Below are 25,298 nucleotides of genomic sequence, written 5' to 3' on the forward strand. Positions count from 1 at the left end.
ATACTAATTTTCCCTATTCTTAAAAGCCTAACGCTTGAACACCCTAACGTCAACGACCACGTGCCAGACGCCGGGGGCGTAGCGCTTGATAATCAGCTCGTTGAGCTTCTCGGCCTCGTAGCCATATTCTCTCGCCATCCTCCGGAAGGTTGCGAAGGGTTCCTCGGGCATCAGCCTCTCGGGCACGGTGTTGTGGTAATGAATAATCGCCTCGTCCTTCGCTATGCTCAGGGCCTTCGGTATGAACTCGGCGGTCTTCACAACGTAGCCCATCAGAACCCTGTCGGCTATGTTTTCAGCGGGAAAGTCGCGGTTGTCGATATTGTAGGGCGTCATCAGGTCTTGGACGTTGTTCAGCCAGATGCTCTCCACTAAAAAGCGGAAGGTGTATGGGTCCTTCTCAATCGCTATAACCCTCGCCCCCTTGTGGACGGCCATCGGGAGGCTCAGATGGCCTATTCCCGCGAACATGTCAACGACCAGCTCGCCCGGCCTCGCCACTTCCGCCATTCTGACGCGCTCCTTGACGTTGGCCGGCGAGAACATGATTTTGGCAACGTCGAGCTTGTATTTGACGCCGTTTTCAACGTGAACGGTAACGGTGTCCCCACCGTAGAGAACCTCGTAGTCCGGCTTCCGGGTTTCGCCGTGTATGTGGCCTTTCCTGAGGACGGTTTTAACGCCCAGAACTTCCGCGTAAACCTCTGCTATCCTGTGTTTGTAGGGCTCAAGCTCCGGCCGGAGGGGCAGAATCAGAACGTCGCCAATCTGGACCCAGTGCTTGGGGAGCAATCTAACCAGCTCAGGCGGAAGTTCCTTCGAGAGTATCTCCCGTATGCGGGGTTTTATGACCTGGGTTCGCTTCGCTCTCATCTTGGTCCCTTCGTCAAAAAGCGATAGGAAAGCCTTAAAAACTTAAAGGACGGATTTAGGGTGAGAACCATCGGAGGTCGATGAACGGTATGGAGGACGAGCCCCCGAATAGTGGGCTGTTTTCGAGGCTGTTTGGCCGTAAGGAGGAGGCACTTCTTGAGCAGAGGCTGAGCGAAGAGGCGTATGAAGACTACCGCAGGCTTCTCATGCGGGCCAGGCCCGAGGTGGACGGCTCGAAACTGACGGTTCGCCTCGCGGACGGGGTCGTTGAGCTCGACAAAGGCGTCCTGAGGGTTAAGGCCAAAGATAAAAGGTCGGCCGAGAAGATTTTGAGGAACCTTCACCACTACGAGCAACCCCCGAGCATCTGGCCGGCCTACGGGCTCAGCTACTCGATTAAGAAAAAGAAGAGAATGATTCTCTAACGGACCAGAAGCTTTAAATTCTTCCCTTCTACCTCTCTTCGCGGATGACGACCCTTGCCCAGTCTGAACTGTGATGACGTCGGTATTAGCTGACGCAGGGGCGGGGAGGTTCGCGGGCCGATGAACCGCCCACCGGAGGGAAGAGAAGTGGGGAACAACGGAAACGCTGAAAACGACGGGCTAATAGAGTTCTACGCGAGCGAAGCCCTGACCTGTCCGAGGCGGATATACTTCCGCCTGAAGGGCTACCCTCCAAGGTGGCCCGAGAACGTCAAGGTTAGGCTTAATCAGGGCGTTAAAACCCACGAGGTCCTCGGACAGATTCTCAGCAAACGTTTCGGCTTCGAGCTCGAGAGACACCTCGTCCTGCGCTCAAGGAAGCTCGGTTTCGAGATTCACGGGAGAATAGATGCGTTTCGCGAGTTTCCAATCGAGATTAAGGGGAAGACGAGTCTGCCGAAGGTGCCCTACGACTACCACCTGGCTCAGCTCAACGTCTACCTGCGGTGGGCCGAGGCGGAATACGGATACCTATACTATATTAAACTCCACGACGAGCCGACGAGGATAATCGGCAAGCTCGACATGTCGAACTTTCCCGTGATAAAGGGCCCGAACTTCAGGGCCTTTGAGATTCCCTACGACGGCAAGCTCTTCAAGGAGACGCTCAGGCACTTCTACTCGGTCAAAAAGGCCTACGAGAAAGGGAAACCCCCCGAGGGCTGGAGGAGCTATGCCTGCAAGTTCTGTCCCTACCGCTACCTCTGCTATCCTGGGGACGAGTGAATTTTGTGGTTGGTAATCACAAAGTTCCTGCCAATCTTTGGGGTTGGTGACCACAAAGCTACTCCTTTTTCACAACCCACCTGAGCCCGTTATCGACCACTGCCTCAACGAGCCCGCGGTTGTAGAGTTCGGCCACGAGGGCCCGAAGGGGCACGAGGTTCAGGGCGAGCTTTTGAGGGGTAACCTCGACGCGATAGTGGTTCATTATCCCGAGCGCGAGCTCTTCAACGGTCATCGGCTTCCGGAGGAACTCAAGGGCGAGCTTTTCAACCTCATCCAGGCGGTTGAGGTTGAATTCGAGCGTTTCAACGGCTTCGTCGCCCTCCACGGACCTTCCGTGTGAGGGAATGAGCAGATAGCCCCTCTCGGCGAAGTCCCTGAGCGTCGTGAGGGACTCCCTGAAAAGGGCCCAGTCCACGAGGTATGGAACGCCGACCGCGCCTATGAGCTTTTCGCCGAAGAAGGAGTCGCCCGCGTAGAGCAGGCCGTTCTCACCATCGAGGACCCCAGTCATTCCAGGGGAGTGGCCGTTTAGCTTTAAGGCCTTCAGTCCGAAAAGCTCATCGCCCCACTCGAAGACCGCGTGAACCTTCACTTCATCGGCAGAGTACGCCAGAAAACCCCTCGGTGCCCTCGAACCGAAGGTCAGGATTTCCCTGTTGAGGGGGCTCTCTGCTATGGAGAACTCGAATCGATGAACGAAAAGAGGGGCGTCAAGCTTCGGAGAAACGGCCACGTGGTCGGCATGTCCGTGCGTCGCGAGCTGGGCTTTGAGGGGAAGGTCGAGCTTACGCAATTCTCGCCTGAGGTCCTTGTGCCTCCCGCTCCCGTGGCCGGGGTCAACGAGAACGGCCCCTTCATCGACGACCCGAAGGAGCGTGGAGGGACTTCCGGGGTAAAGGTAAGCAGAATCGCCGAGCTTTCTCAACGCCATACTACCACCGGAGAAGTTAGGAACCAATCAATAAAAGGCTTTGGAAGGAAAGAAAAGGGGCATCAAACGTGCCTGGCGTAGAGGGTCTTCCTTCCCTCGGCCTTGGCCCTCTTGACGGCCTTCTCGACGAGGGCCTTGAGCTCCTCCTCAAGGGCGTCGTAGAACTCCGGGCTGACCCTCATCTCGGGGTCGATGTTCTTAACGAGCTCCTTAACCTTGGACTTAACAATCAACTCGGCCATTTTACACACCTCCTTATCTGGCCTTTGAGGCCGTCCTTAGTTCATCGTTCCCCTTTATAACTTTTCTCCTCCGAGAGTGCCTGGAAAAACGGAAAAGGTTAAATTAACCCGAGGTAATCGAGTATGAGGTGAGGTAATGAGGAGGCTCGCCCTAATCGACGGCGAGCACTATCCTCCGGTGACCAAATGGGCCATTGAAAAACTCGGCGACGTGTGCTGTGCGGTCTTCCTCGGTGGTGGTGAAAAGATAGGCTCGCCCGAGAAGCTTGCGGAAGAACTCGGGGTAAGGCTTTACGTTGACGAGGACCCTTTGAAAGCTCTTGAACTTGCACTTTCGGAGAACGATGTTGATGAGGTCGTTGACCTGAGCGATGAGCCCGTTGTCGATTACAGCGCAAGGTTCCGGATAGCGTCAATCTGCCTGCGCAATGGAGTTACATACAGGGGAGCCGACTTCGAGTTCAGGCCCGGGGAGCTGATAAAGCCGTCAAAGCCGACCATAAGCGTCCTCGGCCTCGGAAAGCGCGTCGGGAAGACGGCAGTAGGGAGCTTCGTCGCGAGGGTTCTGAAAGAGAGATACCGCCCCGTCGTTGTCACGATGGGCAGGGGCGGGCCGGAGAGGCCGGAGCTCATAGAGGGCGAGAGGGAAGAGCTGACGCCAGAGAACCTCCTAAAACTCGCGGAGATGGGCAAGCACGCCGCTTCGGACCACTACGAAGATGCCCTCGTCGCTGGAGTGACGACCATCGGGTGCCGGCGCTGTGGGGGAGGAATGGCGGGCTTTCCGTTCTTCCACGTCGTCCACGAGGGGATAAAGCTCGCCGAGGGGCTTCCACACGATATCATCATAGCCGAGGGAAGCGGGGCAACGATTCCGCCGGTTTTGGCGGACGGCTACATCACCGTCCTCAGCACCCTCCAGCCGAGGGAAACCGTTGAGGGCTTCTTCGGACCCTTCAGGATTGGTCTAGCGGATATAGCGGTAATCACCATGACGGACGTTGAGCCCCGGAAGGCCGAGGAGTTCCGGGACTTCGTGAGGAGGATTAATCCCAACGCTGACGTCCACTTGGTCCGGTTCACGCCGAAACCGCTCGGCGAGGTCTCGGGGAAGAGGGTTGCGCTCTTCATGACTTCCGAGAGAGCAATTAAGAGGGCCGTTGGAGATATCGAGGGACTCGGTGCCGAGGTTGTCTTCGCCAGTGGAAACCTCTCGAAGAGGCCCTCACTTGAGGGTGACCTCGGGAAACTCGGGAGAAAAACGGGGGTTGATGCAGTCCTCGTTGAGCTGAAAGCCGCGGCGGTTGACGTCGTGACGAGGTGGGCCCTTGAGAGGGGCATCGAGGTGGTTTACCTCGCCAACGAGCCGGTCAACGTGGACGGCAAGGACTTAAGGAAGGCAGTTCTGGAGCTCGCCAGGAGGGTGGTGGGGAGATGATAATCGTCACGGACCCCGAGAGGAGGGTGCAGTTGCCGTTTTCGCGCGGAATCCTAACTCGTTCTATAACCCTGGCCGGGGTGGATGTTGGTATAGCTTACATAATCGCGAGCGAGGTTCAGCGGGAGCTCGTGGAGAAGAGGAAGCGCGTTGTGAGCACTGACGAGATAAGGGAGCTCACCTACCGGAAGCTCATCGAGCACGGGCTCAGGAAGGAAGCAGAGCGCTACCTCTTCTGGCGCGAGTTCAGGAGGAAAAAGGTTCCGCTCGTCGTCCTCCTCGGGGGCGTTACCGGCGTCGGAAAGTCCACGATAGCGACGGAGCTGGCCTTCAGGCTCTCGATAAGGACGATAATCGGCACCGACACCGTTCGAGAGGTCATGAGGAAAATAATAGCGAGGGAGCTTCTGCCCGATTTGCACGCCTCATCGTTTTTAGCGTGGCGCGAGCTCAAGGGGGCGAGCAGTCTGATTGAGGGCTTCGAGAGCCAGGTCAGGCACGTTTCCGTTGGCGTTAGGGCCGTCCTCGACAGGGTTCAGCGCGAGGGAATGAACGCGATAATCGAGGGGATACACCTAATTCCTGGCTTCATCGAGACCAACGAGAACGCCTTCATGTACATCCTGACGGTGAGCGACAGGAAGGCTTTGGAGGCCCACTTCTACGAGCGCTCGCGCTACAGCAAGAGGCCGGCAGAATACTACCTCGAACACCTCGACGAGATTCTCTGGCTTCAGGAGTACATAGTCAGGAAGGCCAGGGAGCACGGAGTAAAGGTCATAGAGAACGTCGAGCTCGAAAAGACCGTGAACGAAATAATGGAAGACCTCATGGAGCGCCTCCGCGAGAGCCTTTGAGCTTCCACACCCCGAGGAGCCTCCTGCTCCCCCACGTGGCCTGGACCTCGAAGGCTATCACCATGCACGGGTAGACGTCTATCACGTTGAAGCTGTTGCCGAAGGGGTTTCTGTGGAGCTCCCAGCTGACCGAGCCGGCGTTTATGACGATTGTGTTTTCTACGCGAACTGCAAAGGCGTTGCCCCCGTGCCCGGTCAGGACGAGCTCAACGCCCCTCTCTGTCAGGAGCTTCAGCACGTCGCCCGCGTCCTCAAGGAACCCGCGCTCCCTGCTCCTTGGTATCGGAACGACGTTGTGGTGCATGAAGACAACCCGAAAGTTCTCGGCGTTGTCCAGTTCCTCCGCCAGCTTCCTCTGGCCGAACCTCCCCACGACGCCTATCTCGGTCTCGTACTGCGGTGTTGAGACCGGAATGAACGTGAATCCGTCGAAGGAGAGCGGTTCAGGTTCTCCGAAGTACTCGGGGAAGAGTTCGTAGCCGAGGTATGTCATGTCGCTGTGGCCCGGGACGACGAGCTTCGGCCTCTCAATCCTATCCCAGAGCTCCCTGGCCCGCTGGAAGTTCCGCTCAATGCCCATGTCGACGACGTCGCCGTTGTGGACGATGATGTCGGGCTTGAGGCGGTTGTTTATCAGGTTCACCACGTTCTCGAGCACCTTCCTCCTGAAGTAAACCCTGTCCGAGACCTTGCTCTCGCTGAGCTGGACTATCCTGAGAAGTCGTTTTCCCCTGGGGACGAAGAGCTTTGGCTTAACGGGCCTGTGCTGAGCTTTAACCTCCTCGCCGGTGACGCGCCGTATCGTGACTTCCACTTTGCCATCGTCGTGTATCGTAACGATGTTGTAGCTGTTGACGTCACCGCGCCTCGTCTTCCGGCAGGAGGTACAGCCGGCGTTGTCAACAACCAGGTCCTCGACGCGGTAGACGTTGGGGACGTGCTTGTGACCGCAGAGGTAGAGCGTGACGTCGTTTCTGAGGAGCAAATCGAGGACGTCCCCAGCGTTGAAGAGAACGTTTCTCTCGCGCCCGGTGTTCGGGAGTGGGACGAGGTGATGATGGGAAGCCACTATCTTGATTCTCCTGTCTGAGTATTCCTCGAGCCTCTCCTTCAGCCAGCGGAACTTGTGCTTTCCGATTCTGCCGTCGCTCAAATCAGGAATCGTCGAGTCCACCCAAATGAGAACGCCGTCCCTGAACTCGTAGACGCCGTTTAGCGGGCCGATGAAGTCCTCAAAGAGGTCGTAGCCGACGTTCCTGACGTCGTGGTTGCCCGGAACGACGACGAGGGATTTCTGAATCTTCTTGAGCTCGTACTCGGCCCTCTCGTACTCCTCGCGGAGACCGTTGTTGGTGACGTCGCCAGTGTGGACGACGAAGTCAAAGTTCAGCCTGTTCACCTCGTTGGCTATCAGGTCGTAGGCGTAGCCCTTGTAGGCGCTCTCGCCGGTGATATGGGTGTCGCTTATGTGGGCAATCCTTATCATGGCACATCACTCCGCCGCGATGGCGGTTTCAAGCTTTCTCCTGCTGGCCGAGAGCAAATCGCTGAGGCTGAATATCCCGACGATTTTCCGGTTCTCACTCACGAGCATGTGCTTTATGCCCTTCTTGGCCATTATGTCAAGAACCTCGCGAAGCGGGGTGTTGGCGTCCACCGTAACGAGCTCCCGCGTCATTATCTCCCTGACCGGGGTCGTGTTGGGCTTGCCCGGAATCACAACTCGCCTTATAACGTCAGTTTTCGTGAAGAAGCCGACGACCTCGTTGTTCTCCACAACGACGAGCGAGCCTATGTCGAACTCCATCATGACCTCGCAGGCCTGCTTTACCGTATCCTCCGGCGAAACGCCGATGAGTTTCCGCGTCATGTAAACCCTAATCGGGGCGTTCTCGTCCATAGTATCACCCCAGCGGAAGGCGTTCGATTCCACCGGGCGTTATTAGAAGCGCGGTGCCATTTGGGATGTTCTTCCAATCCGCTTTGTGGTAGAGCTCAAGGGTCGAGCTCGCAACCGCGAGAACATCGCCGTCGAGCTCAATCAGCCTCGCGTAGTCCCGGTGAAGGTCGTTCTTCCAGTACTCGTTGGTCATGTAGGCAGTTACAAAAGCCCTCCAGTGCCCGTCGGGTAGGAGGAACAGCGTGGCCGTGTTGAAGGTTGTCTTCGCCAGCGACGCCCCGAGTGAGTAGTGCTTCAGGAGTTCTTCCTTTTCAGGCCTCTGAAGGACCCTGCACAGATAGGCAGAGAAGGCGTAGCTGTCCGAGGCGTCCCTCAGGTCCTCCCCCTCGAACCCCGCCAGCGCGATAATCTTTTCCTTCTCGAGGTCGCCGTTGTGGAGGAACCAGAAGGAAAAACCGCGCCTCGTGGAGAATGCGAAGGGCTGGACGTTGAAGAGCCCGAGCGAACCCTGGGACGACGCCCTCGCGTGGGCGAGGAGAACGGCATTATCGCTTTCCCGAAGGAGCTCAACGAGCCTCGAAAATCCCTTCCCATCCTCAAAGACTGCCCTTGCCGAGCGGTAGTGGTGAACGCTTCCATCGCTCAGGAGGACGTAGCCCCAGCCGTCGCGATGCTGGCTCTTTCCGCCCCTCCTCGCACGGTAGGGGTCGTTCTCGGCAGACTTCATGAAGGCCCTGGCGAGGGACTCAATCCCCTCCCCCGGCCCCATGGCAAAGAGTATCCTGCACACTGTTTCCACCTCACTCATCTACGTCTCCAAACCCCAAAAGCTTTTAGGTGACCTTACCAACGGGGAAAAGGTGAGGGGATGGAGCGCGCGGTTCTCAACGTTATGTCGCGGATTGGCCTCCACAGGAAGCTCTACGAGAGGAACGAGGAAGCTGTTAAGCAACACCTGATAGGCGAGATAATGACGGCCCTCGGCTGGGACTGGAACAACCCGGAGGAGGTCAGGCCCGAGGAGAGGACCGAGGACGGGAGGGCCGACTACGCGCTCCTCCTCAACGGCGAGATTGTGGCTTTCCTTGAGGCGAAGAACCTTTCGGTGAACGTAATAAAGCGCGACGAACCGCTCCGCCAGCTCGCCCGCTACTGCTTCAGCAGGGGCGTCCGCTACGGAATCCTCACCAACGGCGCCAAGTGGGTCGTTGTTAAAGCATTTGCCGAGGGAACTTCCCTTAGGGACAGGGTTCTCTTCACCGTTGATTTGGAGGAGGAACCCCTTGAACGGGTGCTCGTAAAGCTCTCCCTGCTCTCCAAGGACAGGATAGGAAAATTGGAGCGCCTTGCCACGCTTCTCAACGCCTTTGAGATAGCCTACAAGAGCCTGCTCAACGAGGGGTTTGGGGAGGAAGTCCTCCTTAATTACCTCCGCGCGAGGGGCAAACCCTCCATAGTGCCCGTGGACAAGCTGTCGGGCGTTGAGGTTCCGAAGGCAGTCTACGTTCACGAAAACGGCTGGAGACCCCTGCCCCTCGGCGACAGGAGCCTTAAAGGGGCCCTCCTGGCGGTTCTCGACTACCTTGAGGGAAGGTCAAGCGGGGAAAAGCGGGAAGAGGTTAGAAAAGCTAAAAAACTGCTCTCCAGGATGGAGCTTCCGCCCGAGAAGGTCGTTCTCCTCCTCCGCGAGATAGAGAAGGACGAGGGAATAAAGATTGGGGTAGAGGTTTAGGTTTTTCTAGTGTAGAGCTCAAGTGCGAGTGCAATTAGAACCGCTCCCCTAAGGTAGTTGTACTGGGCAACGATGTCGTCAGTGCCAAGTGGACGGAGTTTCTTCCCGTCCTTACCGAGTTCTCTAAGGAACCCAGAAATTATTGAGTCAACGAGGTTCCCAAGGTCGTCAAGGAACTCATCTAAAGAGTTTGCCTTCTTGCGGAGTTCGATGAACTTCTCAAATTCGTAACATCTTAGAAGGTAATCCCTAAGCATGTCTATAGTTGATTTTCCTTCATTTGCTCTGAGCCTGAGCTCGTTTAACGTCAGAACAAGAAACATCCACAAGTCATCGCCGACTCTATCCTTAATATCGTTTCTCAAAAGCTCTTCAAGCCCTTTTCCCGTGAACCTTTGGAAAAACTCGTCACCCCAAAGGATTCCGATTTCAACTGTGAAGTCATCTTTCCTCAATAGGACCCGGCGCTTCTCAAGAAATACATTCCTTAAAATTTCCTCGATATCATCTGGAGGTTTCGTGAACTGTCTCTCGCCAGCGTGAAGGATGTACCCCTTAGAGAGCAGTTCCTTTATCTTTCCCCCCAGATGTCGTTCCTCGCTCAGGTAACCAACCAGGGATGTGTATCTCCCCTTGTTCAGGTTATTGGGGGTTAAAAGCTCTCCAGATTCGTTGAAGAGCGTCACGACTAGTAGATTTACATTTTTAATGCCTTTCTTAAGTAGGGCATTCCTGAGTTTGACATTAGAATCCTCAAGTAGCCCCAAGAATCTCACAAACTTATCGGTCAGCGATTCCTGACCCGTTCTTCCTCCTGTGTGCTCGCTCGTTCTAAGCTCAATGAGGTCTAGTGTATTGTTTTTAACCCGTATAAAGTCAATTTGTGAGCGTTTCTTCTTTTTTATTTTGACTCCAAAGTGCTCCTCAATGAATTTATCAAGATTGTAGTTGATGTGATTCGCCCCAATCCAAAGCCCAATGAGAGACTCTGTGAAATTGCCGATTCGAGGTCCTATGGAAGCGTAAGTTCGTTTCATGAAAACATACCATTTTGGAGCTATCTCTTCCAGGGCATCTCGATGACCTTCATTTTCAAGGTTAATTAGGCCCGAGAGAACACGCTCAAAAAGAGGGACCTCTCCAAAGTTTCCGTTTCCAAGGAGCATTGGAACAACAGTTTCCTCGAAATACGAGCGGAGGTACTGCTTTTGAGCCCTTAATGTGGCGTTTTCTGAAATCAACTTATCGGGAACGAGATAAAGCAACAGATACATGCACCTTCACCTCCTCATGACTAGCAGGTGCTCCGTGGGAGTCCGTTCATCGGGAAGACCAGTAGCGGGATTTGTTCTCGACTTAAAGAGTCTTCTCGCAACAATTTCATCAATGTAAGTCTTCTCGTGAGTCCATCCGAGGTTCTCAAGATGTTCTCTGAGTATTTCATCAATAGGAACACGTATTCCCCTAATTTTGACTGGACCCACAAATATTGCCATTCGCTCCCTTACGTCATCATGGACATTGTTAAGAAACCTGGCCAGTGACTTGAAGTAGCAGTCGTAAATCTGTAGCAGCTTTGGGTGATTTAGGCCTTCCACACTCTCGCGGTATTCCCAGTAGAGATTACTCAAAACTTCCTCGTCTGGGGGTTTTCTGTAAGGAATCTCCAGACGTGAGAGAGAACGAATATATTCCTCGGAGTATCCAAGCCAGAATAGTTCAAGTTTGAAGCTTCTGATATATTCCTGAGCTTGGAGGTATGGGGGAGATGTTAGCAAGAGGTGCACTTCTCTCTCAAGGTTCATCTCAATGCTATCAACCCCTGCTCGGACTATCCCTTCCACCTTTTTCGGCCCCCTGCTTTGAAAGTCAGTTACTTTTTCAATAACTCTCATTGCCTCTTTGGCATACATTTCTTCCATTTTCTTGCGATAATCCCCATTGAGTAACTCGGCAACCTTTTTCTTGGCGTATTTGGATTTATAGAGTTTTGCAATCTTCTCATCACTATATGAAAAATAGCGCGTGACTTTGAGGAGGGGTATGGCAACAAGAGGTTTTATGTTATCCGGCACAACTTCATGATAATAAGCCCAGACTCTCTTAAGAACTTCGAGGAATTCGGGAGGATGCCAGTAGTCCAAGTTACGCCATTTTGGTACGAATTCTCCGGGATACTCAAAATCGATTTCTAAATCATCAACAGAAACTTCCTCTTGATATGTCGAAGCCTTGACAAAGAGAGAAGTTATGGGATTCAAATCCCAGAGCAGATAGTTAACACCCGCAAGGGTAGCCTCTATGGCAACTGTTCCAGAGCCGGCGAAGGGGTCAAAGACCCACGAGTCCCGTTTTTCAGGCAAGTATCTCTCAATCGCAAAGCGAACAACATGGGGTATGAACTTGGCAGGATACATATAAAGTCCATGGGTAGCGTAGGTAGTTGAAGGGATAACATAACCCATTAGCTTTCTGAAGGAGACTTTCTCATACTTATTCTGAGGGAGTTTGATGTAGTTATCGAGGGTTCTCTCCATCGTTGACACCTTGAAATCCATGTGTTCGTATATTTTTAAAGCATCCTCTATACTACTTTCCACAGCTCGTCGCTCTCGGGTCTCCACGCGGGCCTCTCTTCGTTCTCCTCGACTATAACGCGCTTCTCCTCGGCTAAAAACTCCCCTATGATGCTCGCGGTTACCCCGTGGCTCAAAAGCTCCTCGACGGCTTTTTTCGCGTAATCCCTCGGAACCGAGGCGAGAAGGACGCCCGAGCTTATCAGACCGAGCGGGTTCAGGTGGAGGTAGTTGCAGAGGGTTTTCGTCTCCTCGCGGATTGGAATCCTCTCGGCGTAGACCCTGAAGCCAAGACCCGAGGCATCGGCCATTTCGTGAATGCCGTTGAGCACTCCGCCCTCCGTCGGGTCGTGCATCGCGTTGGCAACCTTCCTGAGAATCCTTGCCTCGGGAAGGACACTCAGGTACTCGATAAGGGACGATGCACGCTCAAGGAACTCCTCTCCGAGTATCGGCGCGAGCCTCTCCCAGAGCTCCTCCGCGATTATGGCGGTTCCCTCGATTCCGGCCCACTTCGTCATGATTATTGCATCCCCTGGCTTCGCACCATCGGGCCTGACGAGCCTCTTGGCCTCGCCGAGCATCGTTCCAACCACTATGGGCCTGTCGAGGCCGGGGGTTACCTCCGTGTGTCCGCCGACGACCGCAACTCCAAGCTTTTCGGCCTCGCGCGAGATTTCGTCGATTATTTCGCTCAAAAGTCCCTCGTCCGCGTTCTCCGGGAGGAGTATAGTCGTTAGAAACCACCTCGGCTCCGCGCCCATAACTGCCACGTCGTTCGCGTTAACGTGGACTGCATAAAAGCCGATTCTCTTCGTTGCCCCTGTTATGGGGTCACTGGAGGCAACGAGAGTCCCCTCAACCTTCAATGCCGTCCCGTCTATCCCCGTTCCCGGGCCGACGATGACACCTTTACCCTTTGATGGAAGCCTTGAGAGAACGAGCTTCTCAAGGAGTTCCGGAGGAAGTTTTCCGGGCTTCATCCAACCACCAAGGGAAGTTGGAGGAGGAAAAGAAAAGCCTTTAGGTGTAGTAGTACTCGCCCCTCTCCTTCTGCTCCCTGTCCTTCACCGAGCCTTCCTTGTTGGCCCTCGGTCTGCCGGTATCGGGGTCGCGCCTGAAGGTTATACCGACCGATGCCAGGAAGCGGTTCATTCCCTCGCGCATGCCCATCGGCTTGCTCGCCTTACCGAACCTGCCGGGCTGGCCCTCAAACACAATCAGCCTGTCGCTCAGGTAGTCAACCATCATGACGTCGTGCTCGACTATAAGTGCCGTCTTCTCGTTCTTGGCCATGAGCGAGCGGATTGCCTTCGAAACCGCCAGCCTCTGCTCGACGTCGAGATGCGCTGAGGGCTCGTCGAGGAGGTACAGGTCGGCGTCCCTTATCAGGCAGGCCACTATGGCAACGCGCTGGAGCTCACCGCCGGAAAGGTCGTTGACGTTCTTGTCGTAGAGCTCTGGAATTCCGAGCGGGTTCAGGAGCTCGCTCTTGTAGAAACTGCTCATGAGCTTGCTCGCGTCAATCTTGCTGAGGAGTTCATAAACCGTTCCGTCGTAGTCGGTCTTTATGTACTGGGGCTTGTACGAGACGGTAAGGGACCAGTCTATCTCGCCCTCCGTTGGCTTCTCGACTCCCGCGAGCATCTTCACGAAGGTCGTCTTACCGATTCCATTTGGACCGACGATTCCGACGACCTCGCCGATGTAGAGCTCGCCACCCTCGGCCTCGAGCCTGAAGGAGCCGTAGTCCTTCACGAGCCTCGGATATTCGACGAGGATTTCGCCCTCCTGGCTTTTCCTCTCGCTCTTCTTGCTGAAGTTTATCTCGTAGGGCCTGAAGCGGACGTTCTCATCGCGGAGGTAGCCCCGGAGGAACTCGTTTATGCCGTTTCTGGTTGATTTGGGCTGAGAGAAGATACCATAGGCTCCGGGCTTACCGTAAACGACGTGAATTATATCGCTCATGTAGTCGAGGATAGCAAGGTCGTGCTCGACCGCCAGGACGTTCTTTCCTGAGTCGGCGAGGTTCCTGATGATTTTGGCGACCTTGAGCCTCTGCCTTATGTCGAGGTAGCTCGACGGCTCATCGAAGAAGTAGAACTCCGCGTTTCTCAGGAGGGCCGCGGCTATGGCAACGCGCTGGAGCTCACCGCCGGAGAGCTGTCTTATGTCCCTGTCGAGGATTCCCTCGAGCTCAAGCTCCCTAACGACTTCCTCGAACCTTCCGCCCTCGTCGGCCTTCTTAAGCAGGTCCCGGACCTTTCCCCTAACGGCCTTTGGAATCAGGTCAACGTACTGGGGTTTCACGACCGGTCGAATCTCCCCGTTCTTCAGCCTCTCGAAGTACGTCTGGAGCTCGTTTCCGCGGAAGGCCTTAATCACGTTGTCCCAGGAGTCGTTGTCACCGCAGAGATTCGGCAGAAGCTGGCCGGAGAGGATTTTGACGGCCGTCGTCTTACCGGTTCCGTTGGGACCGAGGATTCCGACGACCATACCCTCCTTGACGACGGGGAGGCGGTAGAGGACGAAGCCGTTTATTCCGTAGCGGTGGACGCAGTCCTCGTCGAGTTGCTCCGGCAGGTTGACTATCGTTATCGCGTTGAAGGGGCACTTGTGAACGCAGATTCCACAGCCGGTACAGCTGGCCTCCTGTATGACGGGCCTGTAGTTTTCCTCGTCTATGATTATCGCCTCACCGCCCATTCGGTTGACCGGGCAGACTCTCTCGCAGAGGAAGTGACCGCACTTGTCGGGGTTACACTTCTCGTAGTCGATGACCGCTATCCTCGCCATCTGTAACCACCGGGCTAAGCTGAGGACGAGGATTTTAAAGGGTTGCGGGCAAGAAGCGTCCACATCCTCACGTCACTGTCAGACAACAAAAAGGCGATTAACAACATGGGCAACGTAAAGGGAACACCGCAGAGGGTCTTCAGTATATGGAAGAGGGTGAAAAAGTCATAAACCAAGCGATACCCATCGTTCAAAGCGGGAGTCACGGCTTGTCATCAAGTCTGCGGACGTTCTTCTTCATGGGGGACTGCCTGTGGGCATAAATGGCGTCGGAGACGAACTTTCCGAATCCTATGCCCAGCCCCCTGATAGCAAGCCCTATGAGGAGTACAACCCCAACGAGGATGCCCAGGCTTTTGAACTTGTAGAGGGACACAATAAACGGGCCCAGGATGATAGCAAACGCCACGACAACGCCCACTACCAAGAGCAACTTGTACCCGTACCTCTCCATGAAAAGAGCGAAGTCCATGGTCACCACCATACATATGTACTTTAGTGGAGCTTATAAGCTTTTCATCCTAAAAGCAATTGAAATATTAACCCACCTAATTACAAAGTCACTACTCTAAGATAAAAAACTTATCGAGCACGTGATGACCTCGTATCCGCTTCCACCCAAACATCCTTATGGGGAGCCTCTTACCTTCACCTTACCCCTCGTTTTCTCCATCAAAAACTCCATTAGTTCCTCGGCCTCGCCCTTTCTTACCTCAACGGTGAAGGTAACGCTCCCGGAGTAGTCCTCGCCAACGACCCTCGCACCGGCCTTCTCTATGGTTTCCCTAACCGTGTGGAACAGGCTGTAAGGAAAGGTAACCTGAAAACGCTCCGTTTCGTAAACCTCAACGATTCCCGCGTTCTCTATGGCCCTGCTAGCGGTCTCGCCGTAGGCCTTAACGAGTCCTCCGTAGCCGAGCTTTATCCCGCCGAAGTAGCGCGTGACCACGACGACCACGTTGCTCAGGCCTTTGTTCTGAATCACTTTCAGGACGGGCTTTCCGGCGCTCCCCTTCGGCTCGCCGTCGTCATCGTAGCGGACCGCGAAGTTCCGACCGTCGTTTATAACGTAGGCAGAGACGTTGTGGTTTGCGTCGCCGTGGTGGGCCTTAATTTTTGCGATAAATGCCTTGGCTTCCTCCTCGTTTTTAACGGGCGAGGCGTAGCCGATGAAGACCGACTTCTTCACAACGAGTCTGGCCGTCCCGACGCCTTTTAGAGTCCTCATACTACCTCCTCAGAGTCGCTACGAGTTTCTTCTCGTTGAGGAGCATCTCTATCGCGTCCCTAACGTCCGTGACGACTATGTCACTCGCGAGGAGTGCATCAACGGTCGCCCCTTCCTGCCCAATCACGCAGAAGGCCAGCTCAGCCTTCTCAAGCATAGCAACGTCGTTGTTCCCGTTGCCAACGGCCACATAAGGAGCGTAACCCTCGGCAATCTCGGCCTTCTCGGCACCGCTTGAGACCCTCTCGATTCTAACGGGCAACCCTTTGAACTCCTCCTCAAGGGTTCCGAACGTGTCAGCGCTGAGAACGACCACTGTGTAGCGGTCGGCGAGCTTTGCGAGGAGCTCCTTGACGTCTTCTGGGACCTTTCCATCGACACCGAGCGTTCCATTCAGGTCAAAAAGGACCGTCCCAAACTCAAGCTTTCCGTAACCAGGTATTTCCACAGTACCACCCTTCCGGGGTTAAGTGCAAAGTTTTTAAAGGATTGGCTTCCAAAATGTTCCGGGATACATAATGGGCGAGTTAGGCCATAACTCCGGGGGATAAGAAATGAACCCACTCCTTGCGAGGCTTCGTGACAGGGAGGTCCTCGTCAGGCTCAACGCGTTCATCCTCAGTTATTTTGGGTGGATAGCCTTCGGCGTCCTTTACGGCTACATCGGCAGGTGGAGCGTTGATGTCACCAGAGAATTCTTAAAACTTCCCCTTACGTCAAGGTCTCTTGTTCTTGGACTCCTCCACTACACCCGCTCGATACCTCCGCTCTATGCAACCCTAAGGGGAGTCTACTACTTCGGATTCGCGGGTTCAATAGCGTTCATGGTTCTCTACATCCTGCTGTACCTGCGTGACCTTAAAACCTCGGACGAGCTCCTCGCAAGGTACCTGATGGCGTACGCGGGAGCGGGAACCGTCTACCTAATATTCCACATCCACGCCCCGCACTACGTTTACCACATCCCCGGATACTCCGTTGATAACACCCTGCTGACGAGGCAGGAGTTCGTATTACCGTCACTGCACAACACCTTCGCTGCGATAAACATCATAACAATCTGGAAGTACAGAAAGCGTCTTGGGGGAAAAGTTCTCATAGCAATCAACACGATAATCCCCTTCGCCACCGTGCTCCTCGGGCACCACTGGATATACGACGTCCTCACGGGTTTCCTCCTTGCATGGGCGGTTTCCCGCGTAACGGACGGATGGGCGGTAAGGATTCCCCGGAGCCTCTACCGCCTTGAGCTCAAATCACTTGGCGCCCTTACCATGTTCAACTTCGTCCTGGCAACACTGATGCTCCTCATAGCCCTCGACCCCCAGAAGTGGCTGATGGTAATCCGGAGCATCCTCAGCCAGCCCTGAGAAAAGCTTATAAATGCCTGGCCTGTTCCTTAGAACGGTGCCGGGGTAGCCTAGCTCGGCAGGGCGGGGGACTCGTAATCCCCAGGTCCCGGGTTCAAATCCCGGTCCCGGCTCCATCATTTTACAAGGATTCCGCGCTCTATGGTAACCGTCGCTTCTGCGGGCTTGTCCGATATTATCACGAGGTAGAACTGGCCGTCGTTGGGACTTCTCCAAACCCTACTCATGTCAGTGACGTCCTGGGCATAGAGGTAGCACAGGGCCCTTCCACCCGCCTTTAGCTTTGCAAGACCGGTAGAGTCTGTTATGCAAACAGTAACAGGCTCGGAAGAAGAAACGTGCACGGAAAGGGTCAGGAAGCTACCCGAAATGGAAAAGTAGTAAGGGGAGTTGGGGCTCAGGGTTACGTGGTAGGTGGCGCTCGAGCCGGTAGCCACTACGAAACCGATGAATACCACTGCCACCACTGAGAACGCGAAGACCATCGCTAAGAGCCGCTTGTTGCCCCTTGCACTCCTCGTCACGTTGAACATTCCACTGCCACCATTGAATATTCCACAATAACCCCTTATAAACCTTGAAGTTTAAACAATCCAAAACCACGGAGTAGTTACAAAGAAGGACTGGAAACCCACGAAATTGGAAGGAATCCAAAAAGTCGCCGAAAGAACTTAAAGGTCGAGCCTTCTGAGGGCGTTTTTCGCCTTCCTCTCGAAGTCCTCCTTGTCCTGGTACTCCCAGTAGTGTTCGGAACTTGGAAATTCTCCAGCCTTGACCTCGCGGTTGTACTGACCCAGGGCATCCCGGATAATCTTCCCAAGCTCGGCGTAGCGCTTGGCGAAGGGAGGCGAGCTCTCGTAAATTCCAAGGAGGTCGTGCCAGACCAGAACTTGGCCATCAACGTACGGGCCCGCCCCGATTCCTATCGTTGGAATCGAGACCTCCTCAGTTACGAGCTTCGCAACATCGGCCAAGACGAACTCAAGCACAACGGCAAAGGCCCCGGCCCGCTCAAGGGCTTTCGCGTCGCGCAGGATTTCCTCTATTTCCTCCTCCGTCTCGCCGGTGATTCTGTAGCCACCGAGCCTTAGATAGCGCTGGGGAGTTAAACCGGTGTGGCCCATAACCGGAATTCCCATTCTAACGAGCTTTCTGACGAGCTTCTCGTAGTCGGCACCGCCTTCAATCTTCACAGCATCGGCACCGGCCTGAATCAATCGAACGGCGTTCTTAACGCCCTCCTCGACGCTAACCTCGTAGCTGGAGAAGGGCATATCCGCTAAAACGAGCGCCCGCTTAACGGCCCTTGCAACGGCCCTTGTGTGGAAGACCATCTGCTCCATCGTCACGTTGAGCGTATTGTTATCGCCGTAAACGACCATTCCGAGGGAATCGCCAACGAAGACGATGTCAATTCCCGCTGTATCCGCCAGGAGCGCCGAGGGATAATCGTAGGCCGTCACCATCGTGATTTTCTCCTTCCCCTTCATCTCGCGGATTCTCTTGGGCGTTACCTCCCTCATGCAACCACCTGCCTTCGTTTCGACGGCGGTCTAATTAACGGTTTCGATAGGGTTATATACCAACGTCGGTAATTACCTACAGGTGGTGGCATGGGCAAGGTTAAGACGAGCGTTTACGTCGATGAGGAACTGTGGAGGGAGTTTAAAGAGCTGGCCCTTCGGGAGGGAAGCGAGGTCAGCAGACTGCTGGAGGAGGCGCTGATGAACTACCTCATAAACGAGGTCTTGAAGGACGTTGACGACTCCGAGGTTCCCCTGTGGTTCGAGCCACTCGACGTGGGTGGCGAGAGCAGTGAAAAGCTCCTGAGGGAGATGAGGGATGACCGCGAGGAGCGTTTACTTGGACAGTAGCGCAATCTTGAAGAGGTATCTGAACGAAAACGGAAGCGACCTCGTGAAGAAAGCCTTCAGGGACGCCTACAGAGGTGAGGTAAAGCTGGCCTTCAGCTTCTGGAACATAGGCGAGGTAATCGGAATATTCGACAAAAAGCTGAGGAGGGGCCAGCTCACAGAGGAGGAGTTCAACTTCCTGAAGAGGGGCTTCCTGGCGGAGGTAAAGCGGTTCACGAGGCTGGGTGTCCTTGAGGTCGTTCCCGTTCATTCCCTGCTCCTCGCCGATGCGTGGGAGCTGATTGAGAGGTATCACATTTATCAGGCAGACGCCTTGCAAATAGTTTCGGCGAAGTACGTAAAGGCCGATGCCTTTTACACCGTCGACAGGAGGCTTCACGAGGTGGCCCTTAAAGAGGGCCTGAACTCAATTCTCGTGGGGGTGAGAGAATGAGAACCTGGGAGCACTACGAGCACACGGCAGACATAGGCGTTCGCGGTTACGGCTCAACGCTGGAGGAGGCCTTCGAGGCTGTTGCATTAGGTCTCTTTGATGTTATGGTGAACGTGAGGAAGGTCGAGCCGAGGGAGTGTCGCGAGGTTGAGGTGGAGGAAGAGGACCTGGAGGCGCTCCTGTACAGCTTCCTTGAGGAACTCCTGGTGCTCCACGACATGGAAGGGTTAGTCTTCGGCGACGTCAGGGTCAAGATAGAGAAGACAGAGAACGGCTACCGCCTCAAAGCAAAGGCCTGTGGCGAACCTTTAAGCGAGAAGCACGAACCAAAGGAGGAAGTTAAGGCGATAACCTACCATGACATGAGGATTGAGAAACTGCCGGACGGGCGCTGGATGGCGCAGTTCGTCCCCGACCTGTGAGGTGATTGGATGAGCGCGAGGGACGTTATCAAGGAAACCAATCCCCCATTTTACGAGCGCTACTCAAAGCTCGACGATTCGGACGAGTTCTGGGAGTTCATGGTTAGGCCACTCAGGCAGAGCATAAGGGTGAACACCCTCAAGGCACCGCTCGAGGTTGTTGTTGAGAGACTCAGAGAGGAGTTCGAGCTTGAACCGATTCCCTGGGTCAGGGAGGGGTTCTTCATCAACGTTGACAACCTCGCGAAGGTTCCGGAGCACGGCCTGGGCCTAATCTTCGGCCAGGAAGCGAGCTCGATGATTCCGCCGGTGGTTCTTGAGCCGAGGCCGGGGGAGCTGGTTCTCGACATGGCCGCTGCGCCGGGCTCGAAGACCGGGCAAATAGCCCAGTACATGGAGAATGAAGGCTGTATAATAGCAAACGACCCCAACAGGGATAGGGCCAACGTCCTGACAGCGAACCTCAACAGGATGGGTGTTCTGATAGCGAGGGTAACGACGAGGGACGGGGCCAGATTTGCGCGCTTCGAGAATACCTTCGACAGGGTTCTATTGGATGCACCGTGCTCCTCGGTCGGAATGATACGAAAGAGCTGGCGCTTCCTGAGGGAGTGGCGTGAGAAGGCCGTCGTCAAGTACATGAACATTCAGAAGAGGCTCATCTTGGCGGGCTACAAAGCGTTAAAGCCCGGCGGAACTCTCGTATACTCCACATGCACGATAGACCCGCTTGAGAACGAGGAGGTCGTTGACTACCTCCTGAGGAAGACCGACGCGAGGCTTGAAAAGATAGACCTGCCCGTGAAGACGAGCGAGCCAGTCCTCGAGTGGGAGGGGAAGACATACTCGGACGAGCTGAAGAAGGCCCTGCGCATACACCCGAACGACAACGACACAGAGGCGTTTTTCATTGCAAAGATAGTCAAACCGGGTGATGGGGAATGAGCAACCCGAGGGATGAGATTGGGAAAACCGGCGATGCCGAGCTCGTCAAAAGGCTCCTTATCGAGAACTACGGTTATGCTCCGGAGCTAATCTACGAGATAAGGGGCAACCACAGCAAGGTCTACGCCTACAAGCCCTGTCAGTTGAAGATAAGCGACACCGGCAGGAGGGGAATCTACTTCGGCAGGATAGAGAGCGACGGAATAAGGCTGACGATTGAGGGTGCCTTCCTCGTCGGACCGAAGGCGACGAAGAACGTCATCGAGCTGGACGACGAGCGGGCAAGGCGCTACCTGGCTGGGGAGAGCGTGGAAGTTGACGTGCCGGACGGCTGGGTGCTCCTCAAATGGCGCTCCTACTACCTCGGCTCGGCCAAGGCCAAGAACGGGAGATTACTCAACTACGTCCCGAAGGAGAGGAGGCTGAGGCTGGATTAGATTCTGAAGCCTTCCACCTTTATTATCCCCGTTTTGTAGAGCAGGTAGAGCGTCAGGAAGTACAGGTTATCGGCCCAGTCAGGCTTTACGTAGTTCTCCAGCCAGAGGACGGCCAGAGCGGTGAGAACCCACGCAAGGGTTCCCCAGACGAGACCCCTCGCGAGCTCCATTGGTGGGAGAACCTTCGGGAGGACGTCGCGGAGGTAGTAAACCGTCGCCCCAAGGAAGAGGGCCTGGCTGACCACCGTTCCGTAGACGGCACCGAGGAGTCCGAAGAGCCTTATGAAAATCAGGTTCAGGATGAAGTTGGCGATGTTCGCGAAGACCAGCGTGTTGACGGCTTCCTTCTCGCGCCCGATTGCCATGAGGAGGTTCTGACCGATGAAGGCCGGGAAGTAGAAGAGCACTATTAGCGACATCGGCCCCATGAGCTTCATCGCAGGAGCATACTTGTCGCCGAAGAGCAGGGGAATGTAGTAGGGAAGGCTCGTCTGGGAGTAGAGCACGATGCCAATCGCTATTAAGAGAAGGCTCTTGGTGGACTCGAGGATTGGCCCGCGGAGCCTCTCGAGGTTGCCCTCGTGGTGGGCCTCGCTCATCTTGGGGAATAGCACCGAGCCGAAGGACTGGGGAATGAAGTATATCGCCTTGAAAATCGTCGCGCCGACGTTGTAGAATCCCGTCGCGACAGCTCCGAGGAGCTTTGAAACCATCATTATGTCAACGTTCCAGAAGAAGAGGCCGGTTAAAGTCTGGAGGGAGAATGGAAGACTCTTCCTGAGAACCTCCCTCATAGACACACTGCTCCCCCGAGGGAAGTCCCTCACAAGCTTCCTGTAGTCAGCGTAAAGGAAGGCGAGGACTATTAGGTCGGCCACGATGTAGGAAACAACAATCCAGGGGAGGCCGTAGCGGGCAGTGAAGAGCACGAAGAGGAGGAGAAGGGCCCTTTTTCCAAACTCGGCCAGCGCGACCGGATGCGTTCTGCCCTCGATGTAAAGGATTGAGTAGATGGAATCGAGGAGGAAGCAGAGGAGAGGGTCGAAGGCGAAGACGAGGGTGAGGAAGATGACCTCTTCTGGATAGCCGAGGACCTTGAGGAGCGCGTAGAGGATAACCTCTGAGAGGGCGAAGAGCAGGAAGCGGGCCTTCGTCACCGTTTTGAGGAGGGGAATGAAAATCTCCTTGTCCCTGCTGGCCTCGCGGGTGAGGTAGGTATCGAGACCGAAGTTGACGAAGGCCGTCGTTATGGCCGAGAAAGCGAGAACTGTCGAGTAGATTCCAAAGTCCTGAACGCTGATAACCCTGATTATGTAAATCGTGAAGATGACCATTATTATACTCCTCGCGAAGCTACCCGCCATCAGGTGTCCGATGTTCTTGAGCAGGTTCCTGGCCATCGAAGGATTTTCGGATGACCCGTATAAAGGAGTAGCGGTTGGAAATTCGGTGCTAAGGTTTTAAAGTTCCGGCGTTAGAATACCCTAAGGGTGAGAACCATGGTGCCGTTGAAGAGAATAGACAAAATCCGCTGGGAGATTCCCAAGTTCGACAGGCGGATGCGCGTTCCGGGCAGGGTTTACGCTGACGACCAGCTCATCGAGAAGATGCGCCAAGACAGGACGCTGGAGCAGGCCGCCAACGTTGCCATGCTTCCCGGCATATACAAGTACTCAATCGTTATGCCCGACGGTCATCAGGGCTATGGCTTCCCGATTGGAGGTGTCGCGGCGTTCGACGTGAAGGAGGGCGTGATAAGCCCCGGAGGCGTCGGATACGACATCAACTGTGGTGTCAGGCTCATCAGAACCAACCTCACCGAGAAGGAGGTAAGACCACGCATCAAGGAGCTCGTTGACACGCTCTTCAAGAACGTCCCGAGCGGACTTGGAAGCAAGGGAAGGGTAAGGCTTCACTGGAGCCAGCTCGACGACGTGTTGGCTGACGGCGCCAAGTGGGCCGTTGACAACGGCTACGGCTGGAAGGAGGACCTGGAGCACCTTGAGGAAGGCGGGAGAATGGAGGGAGCAGACCCAAGTGCGGTAAGCCAGAAGGCAAAGCAGAGGGGTGCGCCACAGCTCGGTTCCCTCGGCTCAGGAAACCACTTCCTTGAGGTTCAGGTCGTTGACAAAATCTACGACGAGGAGATAGCCAAAGCGTACGGCCTCTTCGAGGGGCAGGTCGTCGTGATGGTCCACACCGGTTCGCGCGGTCTCGGCCACCAAGTGGCGAGCGACTACCTCAGGATAATGGAGAAGGCCAACAGGAAGTACGGAATCCCCTGGCCCGACCGCGAGCTTGTCAGCGTTCCCTTCCAGAGCGAAGAAGGTCAGAGGTACTTCAGCGCGATGAAAGCGGCCGCGAACTTCGCCTGGGCCAACAGGCAGATGATAACCCACTGGGTCAGGGAGAGCTTCGAGGAGGTCTTCAAGAGGAAAGCGGAAGATATGGAGATGCACATCGTTTACGACGTCGCCCACAACATAGCGAAGGTGGAGGAGCACGAGGTTGACGAAAGAAAGGTCAAGGTCGTCGTCCACAGGAAGGGAGCGACGAGGGCTTTCCCTGCCGGCCACCCGGACGTGCCGAGAGCTTACCGCGACGTAGGACAGCCGGTTCTCATTCCGGGCTCGATGGGAACCGCGAGCTACGTCTTAGCCGGAGCCGAGGGCTCGATGAAGGAAACCTTCGGAAGCTCCTGCCACGGCGCAGGAAGGCTTCTCAGCAGGAAGGCCGCAACGAGGCAGTACCGCGGTGACAGGCTCAGGAACGAGCTCATGAAGAGGGGAATCTACGTCCGCGCGGCCTCGCTCAGGGTCGTTGCGGAGGAGGCGCCGGGTGCCTACAAGAGCGTCGACAACGTCGTCAGCGTCGTCCACCAGGCGGGTATAGCGAAGCTTGTCGCGAGAATGCGCCCGATGGGCGTCGCGAAGGGCTGACCCGTCTTTTCCTTTCAACTTACCCTTATAAGCCCAAAAAACTATTCTCCTGAGGTGGTCCCATGGAGCTGACCCACGTTGATGAAAAGGGCGTGAAGATGGTCGAGGTCGGGCACAAAGATGTGGTTTTTCGAAAGGCTGTTGCAAAGGGCAGGATTAAGCTCAAACCGGAAACGATAGAGCTTATCAAGGCAGGCAAGACAAAGAAGGGCAACGTGATAGCGACGGCCCAGATTGCCGGCATTCTGGCGGTAAAGAAGACGCCCGAGTTAATCCCCCTCTGCCACCCGATACCGCTGACCGGCGTTGACATCTCCTTCGAGTTCGGCGAGGACTACATCGAGGCCACCTGCGAGGTTAGGGCGTACTACAAGACCGGCGTCGAGATGGAGGCCTTAACCGGCGTAACGGTCGCACTGCTCACGATATGGGACATGGTGAAGGCCGTCGAGAAGGACGAGAACGGCCAGTATCCGGTGACCAGAATCGAAAACGTTAGGGTCGTGGAGAAGATTAAACAGAAATGACCAGTAAGGGTTATAACTGACACCTACCACGTGCGCTCGGTGAGGGAGATGTACGAGGTCAAGAAGAGCAAGTCCGGTTACGTCTTCGACCTTCCGAGGGAAAGGATAGCCTTCATGTTCCTGAAGGACGGAACCTACATGATGTTCCACGACGAGGAGTTCCTCTGCTACTCGCCGAAGCCCGTCGAGGTTTCGAGGGAGGAACTCGAGCGCTTCGAGGAAACCGGCGAGATGCCCGAACTGATAAAGAAACTCAAGGCCCACGATTTTCCGAGCGAGTGCGTGGTAAAGAGACTGCCACCCATAGACGAGGATTTGAAGCCCTTCAACCCGAACAGGAAGTGCGTCGTAATCTTCACCGGCTTTCAGGATACGGTGATAGACTACGTTGAGCGCGACGGGGTAACTTACGCTGTCGCGAGACTCGTGGACGAGCCGGACAAAGTCTGCAGGTTCGTCGGAAAGGGCAACTACAAGATTGCCGCGGTCAGGCTGAAGAGGAACCAGCCCTGCATGAGCAGGGAGGAGTTCAGAAAAGAGCTGGAAAAGCTGAAAGAATGAAAG

The 25,298-nt window shown here is 55.2% G+C and carries 30 protein-coding genes and 1 tRNA gene; 15 read left to right on the forward strand and 16 right to left on the reverse strand.

The window, feature by feature from the left end; all coding sequences use genetic code 11:
* Positions 1-27: 27 nt before the first annotated feature.
* On the reverse strand, positions 28-873 hold the full coding sequence (locus tag E3E28_RS00895) for a class I SAM-dependent methyltransferase family protein (RefSeq protein ID WP_167913665.1): 846 nt from the start codon (positions 871-873) through the stop codon (positions 28-30).
* An 89-nt stretch (positions 874-962) separates the two neighbouring features.
* Between E3E28_RS00895 and E3E28_RS00900 the strand changes: the two genes are divergently transcribed.
* Together E3E28_RS00900 and cas4 are read left to right on the forward strand one after the other, a co-directional pair.
* Positions 963-1,298: a hypothetical protein gene (locus tag E3E28_RS00900; protein ID WP_167915070.1), complete on the forward strand. Its 336-nt coding sequence runs from the start codon at positions 963-965 to the stop codon at positions 1,296-1,298.
* A gap of 120 nt (positions 1,299-1,418) precedes the next feature.
* On the forward strand, positions 1,419-2,084 hold the full coding sequence (gene cas4, locus E3E28_RS00905; RefSeq protein WP_167913666.1) for a CRISPR-associated protein Cas4: 666 nt from the start codon (positions 1,419-1,421) through the stop codon (positions 2,082-2,084).
* A 58-nt stretch (positions 2,085-2,142) separates the two neighbouring features.
* On the opposite strand, the gene E3E28_RS00910 is transcribed toward cas4, so the two are convergent.
* Both E3E28_RS00910 and E3E28_RS00915 read right to left on the reverse strand, forming a co-directional pair.
* Positions 2,143-3,018: an MBL fold metallo-hydrolase gene (locus tag E3E28_RS00910; RefSeq protein ID WP_167913667.1), complete on the reverse strand. Its 876-nt coding sequence runs from the start codon at positions 3,016-3,018 to the stop codon at positions 2,143-2,145.
* A gap of 62 nt (positions 3,019-3,080) precedes the next feature.
* Positions 3,081-3,260 (reverse strand): hypothetical protein, encoded by a 180-nt coding sequence (locus E3E28_RS00915; RefSeq protein ID WP_167913668.1) that lies wholly within the window; start codon positions 3,258-3,260, stop codon positions 3,081-3,083.
* Positions 3,261-3,396: 136 nt separating this feature from the next.
* Between E3E28_RS00915 and E3E28_RS00920 the strand changes: the two genes are divergently transcribed.
* On the forward strand, positions 3,397-4,698 hold the full coding sequence (locus tag E3E28_RS00920; RefSeq protein WP_167913669.1) for a 2,3-diphosphoglycerate synthetase: 1,302 nt from the start codon (positions 3,397-3,399) through the stop codon (positions 4,696-4,698).
* Entirely contained in the window at positions 4,695-5,555 is an 861-nt protein-coding gene (locus E3E28_RS00925) for a 2-phosphoglycerate kinase (protein ID WP_167913670.1), read from the forward strand. The genes E3E28_RS00920 and E3E28_RS00925 overlap by 4 nt, the downstream gene beginning before the upstream one ends.
* Here the strand turns inward: E3E28_RS00925 and E3E28_RS00930 are convergent.
* From E3E28_RS00930 to E3E28_RS00940, 3 genes are read right to left on the reverse strand one after another with little or no spacing between them, the layout of a single operon-like run.
* The gene (locus E3E28_RS00930; RefSeq protein WP_206203779.1) at positions 5,527-7,041 is read right to left on the reverse strand and encodes a metallophosphoesterase; all 1,515 of its coding nucleotides are present in this window, start codon (positions 7,039-7,041) and stop codon (positions 5,527-5,529) included. The genes E3E28_RS00925 and E3E28_RS00930 overlap by 29 nt on opposite strands.
* Before the next feature lie 6 nt (positions 7,042-7,047).
* Complete coding sequence (locus E3E28_RS00935; protein WP_167913671.1) at positions 7,048-7,455, reverse strand: cyclic nucleotide-binding/CBS domain-containing protein; 408 nt, start codon at positions 7,453-7,455, stop codon at positions 7,048-7,050.
* Between the two features lie 4 nt (positions 7,456-7,459).
* Complete coding sequence (locus E3E28_RS00940; RefSeq protein ID WP_206203780.1) at positions 7,460-8,263, reverse strand: class II glutamine amidotransferase; 804 nt, start codon at positions 8,261-8,263, stop codon at positions 7,460-7,462.
* A gap of 60 nt (positions 8,264-8,323) precedes the next feature.
* Between E3E28_RS00940 and E3E28_RS00945 the strand changes: the two genes are divergently transcribed.
* The gene (locus E3E28_RS00945) at positions 8,324-9,187 is read left to right on the forward strand and encodes a type I restriction endonuclease (RefSeq protein WP_167913672.1); all 864 of its coding nucleotides are present in this window, start codon (positions 8,324-8,326) and stop codon (positions 9,185-9,187) included.
* Here the strand turns inward: E3E28_RS00945 and E3E28_RS00950 are convergent.
* The 7 genes from E3E28_RS00950 to E3E28_RS00980 form a co-directional block, all read right to left on the reverse strand.
* Positions 9,184-10,461, reverse strand: a complete 1,278-nt coding sequence (locus E3E28_RS00950) for a hypothetical protein (protein WP_167913673.1) — start codon at positions 10,459-10,461, stop codon at positions 9,184-9,186. The two genes, E3E28_RS00945 and E3E28_RS00950, sit on opposite strands and share 4 nt — an antisense overlap.
* A gap of 6 nt (positions 10,462-10,467) precedes the next feature.
* Complete coding sequence (locus tag E3E28_RS00955; RefSeq protein ID WP_206203781.1) at positions 10,468-11,733, reverse strand: hypothetical protein; 1,266 nt, start codon at positions 11,731-11,733, stop codon at positions 10,468-10,470.
* A 38-nt stretch (positions 11,734-11,771) separates the two neighbouring features.
* Entirely contained in the window at positions 11,772-12,746 is a 975-nt protein-coding gene (locus E3E28_RS00960; RefSeq protein WP_167913674.1) for an AIR synthase family protein, read from the reverse strand.
* Between the two features lie 40 nt (positions 12,747-12,786).
* Entirely contained in the window at positions 12,787-14,559 is a 1,773-nt protein-coding gene (locus tag E3E28_RS00965) for a ribosome biogenesis/translation initiation ATPase RLI (protein WP_167913675.1), read from the reverse strand.
* A gap of 202 nt (positions 14,560-14,761) precedes the next feature.
* Entirely contained in the window at positions 14,762-15,040 is a 279-nt protein-coding gene (locus E3E28_RS00970) for a hypothetical protein (RefSeq protein WP_167913676.1), read from the reverse strand.
* Positions 15,041-15,187: 147 nt separating this feature from the next.
* Complete coding sequence (locus E3E28_RS00975; RefSeq protein ID WP_167913677.1) at positions 15,188-15,787, reverse strand: YigZ family protein; 600 nt, start codon at positions 15,785-15,787, stop codon at positions 15,188-15,190.
* A 1-nt stretch (position 15,788) separates the two neighbouring features.
* Positions 15,789-16,235 carry an HAD family hydrolase gene (locus E3E28_RS00980; protein WP_167913678.1) on the reverse strand — a complete coding sequence of 149 codons (447 nt, stop codon included), beginning with the start codon at positions 16,233-16,235 and terminating at the stop codon, positions 15,789-15,791.
* Positions 16,236-16,341: 106 nt separating this feature from the next.
* Here E3E28_RS00980 and E3E28_RS00985 point away from each other — a divergent pair, with 106 nt between their 5' ends.
* Together E3E28_RS00985 and E3E28_RS00990 are read left to right on the forward strand one after the other, a co-directional pair.
* Positions 16,342-17,157 (forward strand): phosphatase PAP2 family protein, encoded by an 816-nt coding sequence (locus E3E28_RS00985; protein ID WP_167913679.1) that lies wholly within the window; start codon positions 16,342-16,344, stop codon positions 17,155-17,157.
* 39 nt (positions 17,158-17,196) lie between these two features.
* Positions 17,197-17,273: transfer RNA gene (locus E3E28_RS00990), tRNA-Thr, on the forward strand.
* Here the strand turns inward: E3E28_RS00990 and E3E28_RS00995 are convergent.
* Both E3E28_RS00995 and panB read right to left on the reverse strand, forming a co-directional pair.
* Complete coding sequence (locus tag E3E28_RS00995; protein WP_167913680.1) at positions 17,274-17,690, reverse strand: hypothetical protein; 417 nt, start codon at positions 17,688-17,690, stop codon at positions 17,274-17,276.
* Between the two features lie 138 nt (positions 17,691-17,828).
* On the reverse strand, positions 17,829-18,680 hold the full coding sequence (gene panB, locus E3E28_RS01000) for a 3-methyl-2-oxobutanoate hydroxymethyltransferase (protein ID WP_167913681.1): 852 nt from the start codon (positions 18,678-18,680) through the stop codon (positions 17,829-17,831).
* A gap of 90 nt (positions 18,681-18,770) precedes the next feature.
* Between panB and E3E28_RS01005 the strand changes: the two genes are divergently transcribed.
* The 5 genes from E3E28_RS01005 to E3E28_RS01025 are packed head-to-tail and all read left to right on the forward strand — an operon-like array spanning position 18,771 to position 21,268.
* Positions 18,771-19,031 carry a ribbon-helix-helix protein, CopG family gene (locus tag E3E28_RS01005; protein ID WP_167913682.1) on the forward strand — a complete coding sequence of 87 codons (261 nt, stop codon included), beginning with the start codon at positions 18,771-18,773 and terminating at the stop codon, positions 19,029-19,031.
* Complete coding sequence (locus tag E3E28_RS01010) at positions 19,000-19,464, forward strand: type II toxin-antitoxin system VapC family toxin (protein WP_167913683.1); 465 nt, start codon at positions 19,000-19,002, stop codon at positions 19,462-19,464. Before E3E28_RS01005 ends, E3E28_RS01010 begins: the two co-directional genes overlap by 32 nt.
* Positions 19,461-19,886 carry an archease gene (locus E3E28_RS01015; protein ID WP_167913684.1) on the forward strand — a complete coding sequence of 142 codons (426 nt, stop codon included), beginning with the start codon at positions 19,461-19,463 and terminating at the stop codon, positions 19,884-19,886. Before E3E28_RS01010 ends, E3E28_RS01015 begins: the two co-directional genes overlap by 4 nt.
* Positions 19,887-19,895: 9 nt before the next feature.
* Complete coding sequence (locus E3E28_RS01020; RefSeq protein WP_167913685.1) at positions 19,896-20,831, forward strand: tRNA (cytosine(49)-C(5))-methyltransferase; 936 nt, start codon at positions 19,896-19,898, stop codon at positions 20,829-20,831.
* Positions 20,828-21,268, forward strand: a complete 441-nt coding sequence (locus E3E28_RS01025) for a hypothetical protein (protein WP_167913686.1) — start codon at positions 20,828-20,830, stop codon at positions 21,266-21,268. The genes E3E28_RS01020 and E3E28_RS01025 overlap by 4 nt, the downstream gene beginning before the upstream one ends.
* Here the strand turns inward: E3E28_RS01025 and E3E28_RS01030 are convergent.
* Positions 21,265-22,668 carry a flippase gene (locus E3E28_RS01030; RefSeq protein WP_167913687.1) on the reverse strand — a complete coding sequence of 468 codons (1,404 nt, stop codon included), beginning with the start codon at positions 22,666-22,668 and terminating at the stop codon, positions 21,265-21,267. The two genes, E3E28_RS01025 and E3E28_RS01030, sit on opposite strands and share 4 nt — an antisense overlap.
* Positions 22,669-22,767: 99 nt before the next feature.
* Between E3E28_RS01030 and E3E28_RS01035 the strand changes: the two genes are divergently transcribed.
* The 3 genes from E3E28_RS01035 (at position 22,768) to E3E28_RS01045 (ending at position 25,295) form a co-directional block, all read left to right on the forward strand.
* The gene (locus E3E28_RS01035) at positions 22,768-24,207 is read left to right on the forward strand and encodes an RtcB family protein (RefSeq protein WP_167915074.1); all 1,440 of its coding nucleotides are present in this window, start codon (positions 22,768-22,770) and stop codon (positions 24,205-24,207) included.
* 62 nt (positions 24,208-24,269) lie between these two features.
* A complete protein-coding gene (gene moaC, locus E3E28_RS01040; RefSeq protein ID WP_167913688.1) occupies positions 24,270-24,734 on the forward strand; it encodes a cyclic pyranopterin monophosphate synthase MoaC in 465 nt (154 codons plus the stop codon).
* A gap of 48 nt (positions 24,735-24,782) precedes the next feature.
* Positions 24,783-25,295 carry a hypothetical protein gene (locus E3E28_RS01045; RefSeq protein ID WP_167915075.1) on the forward strand — a complete coding sequence of 171 codons (513 nt, stop codon included), beginning with the start codon at positions 24,783-24,785 and terminating at the stop codon, positions 25,293-25,295.
* Positions 25,296-25,298: the final 3 nt, after the last annotated feature.

It is taken from the genome of Thermococcus sp. 21S9, from assembly GCF_012027635.1.
GTDB lineage: Archaea > Methanobacteriota_B > Thermococci > Thermococcales > Thermococcaceae > Thermococcus.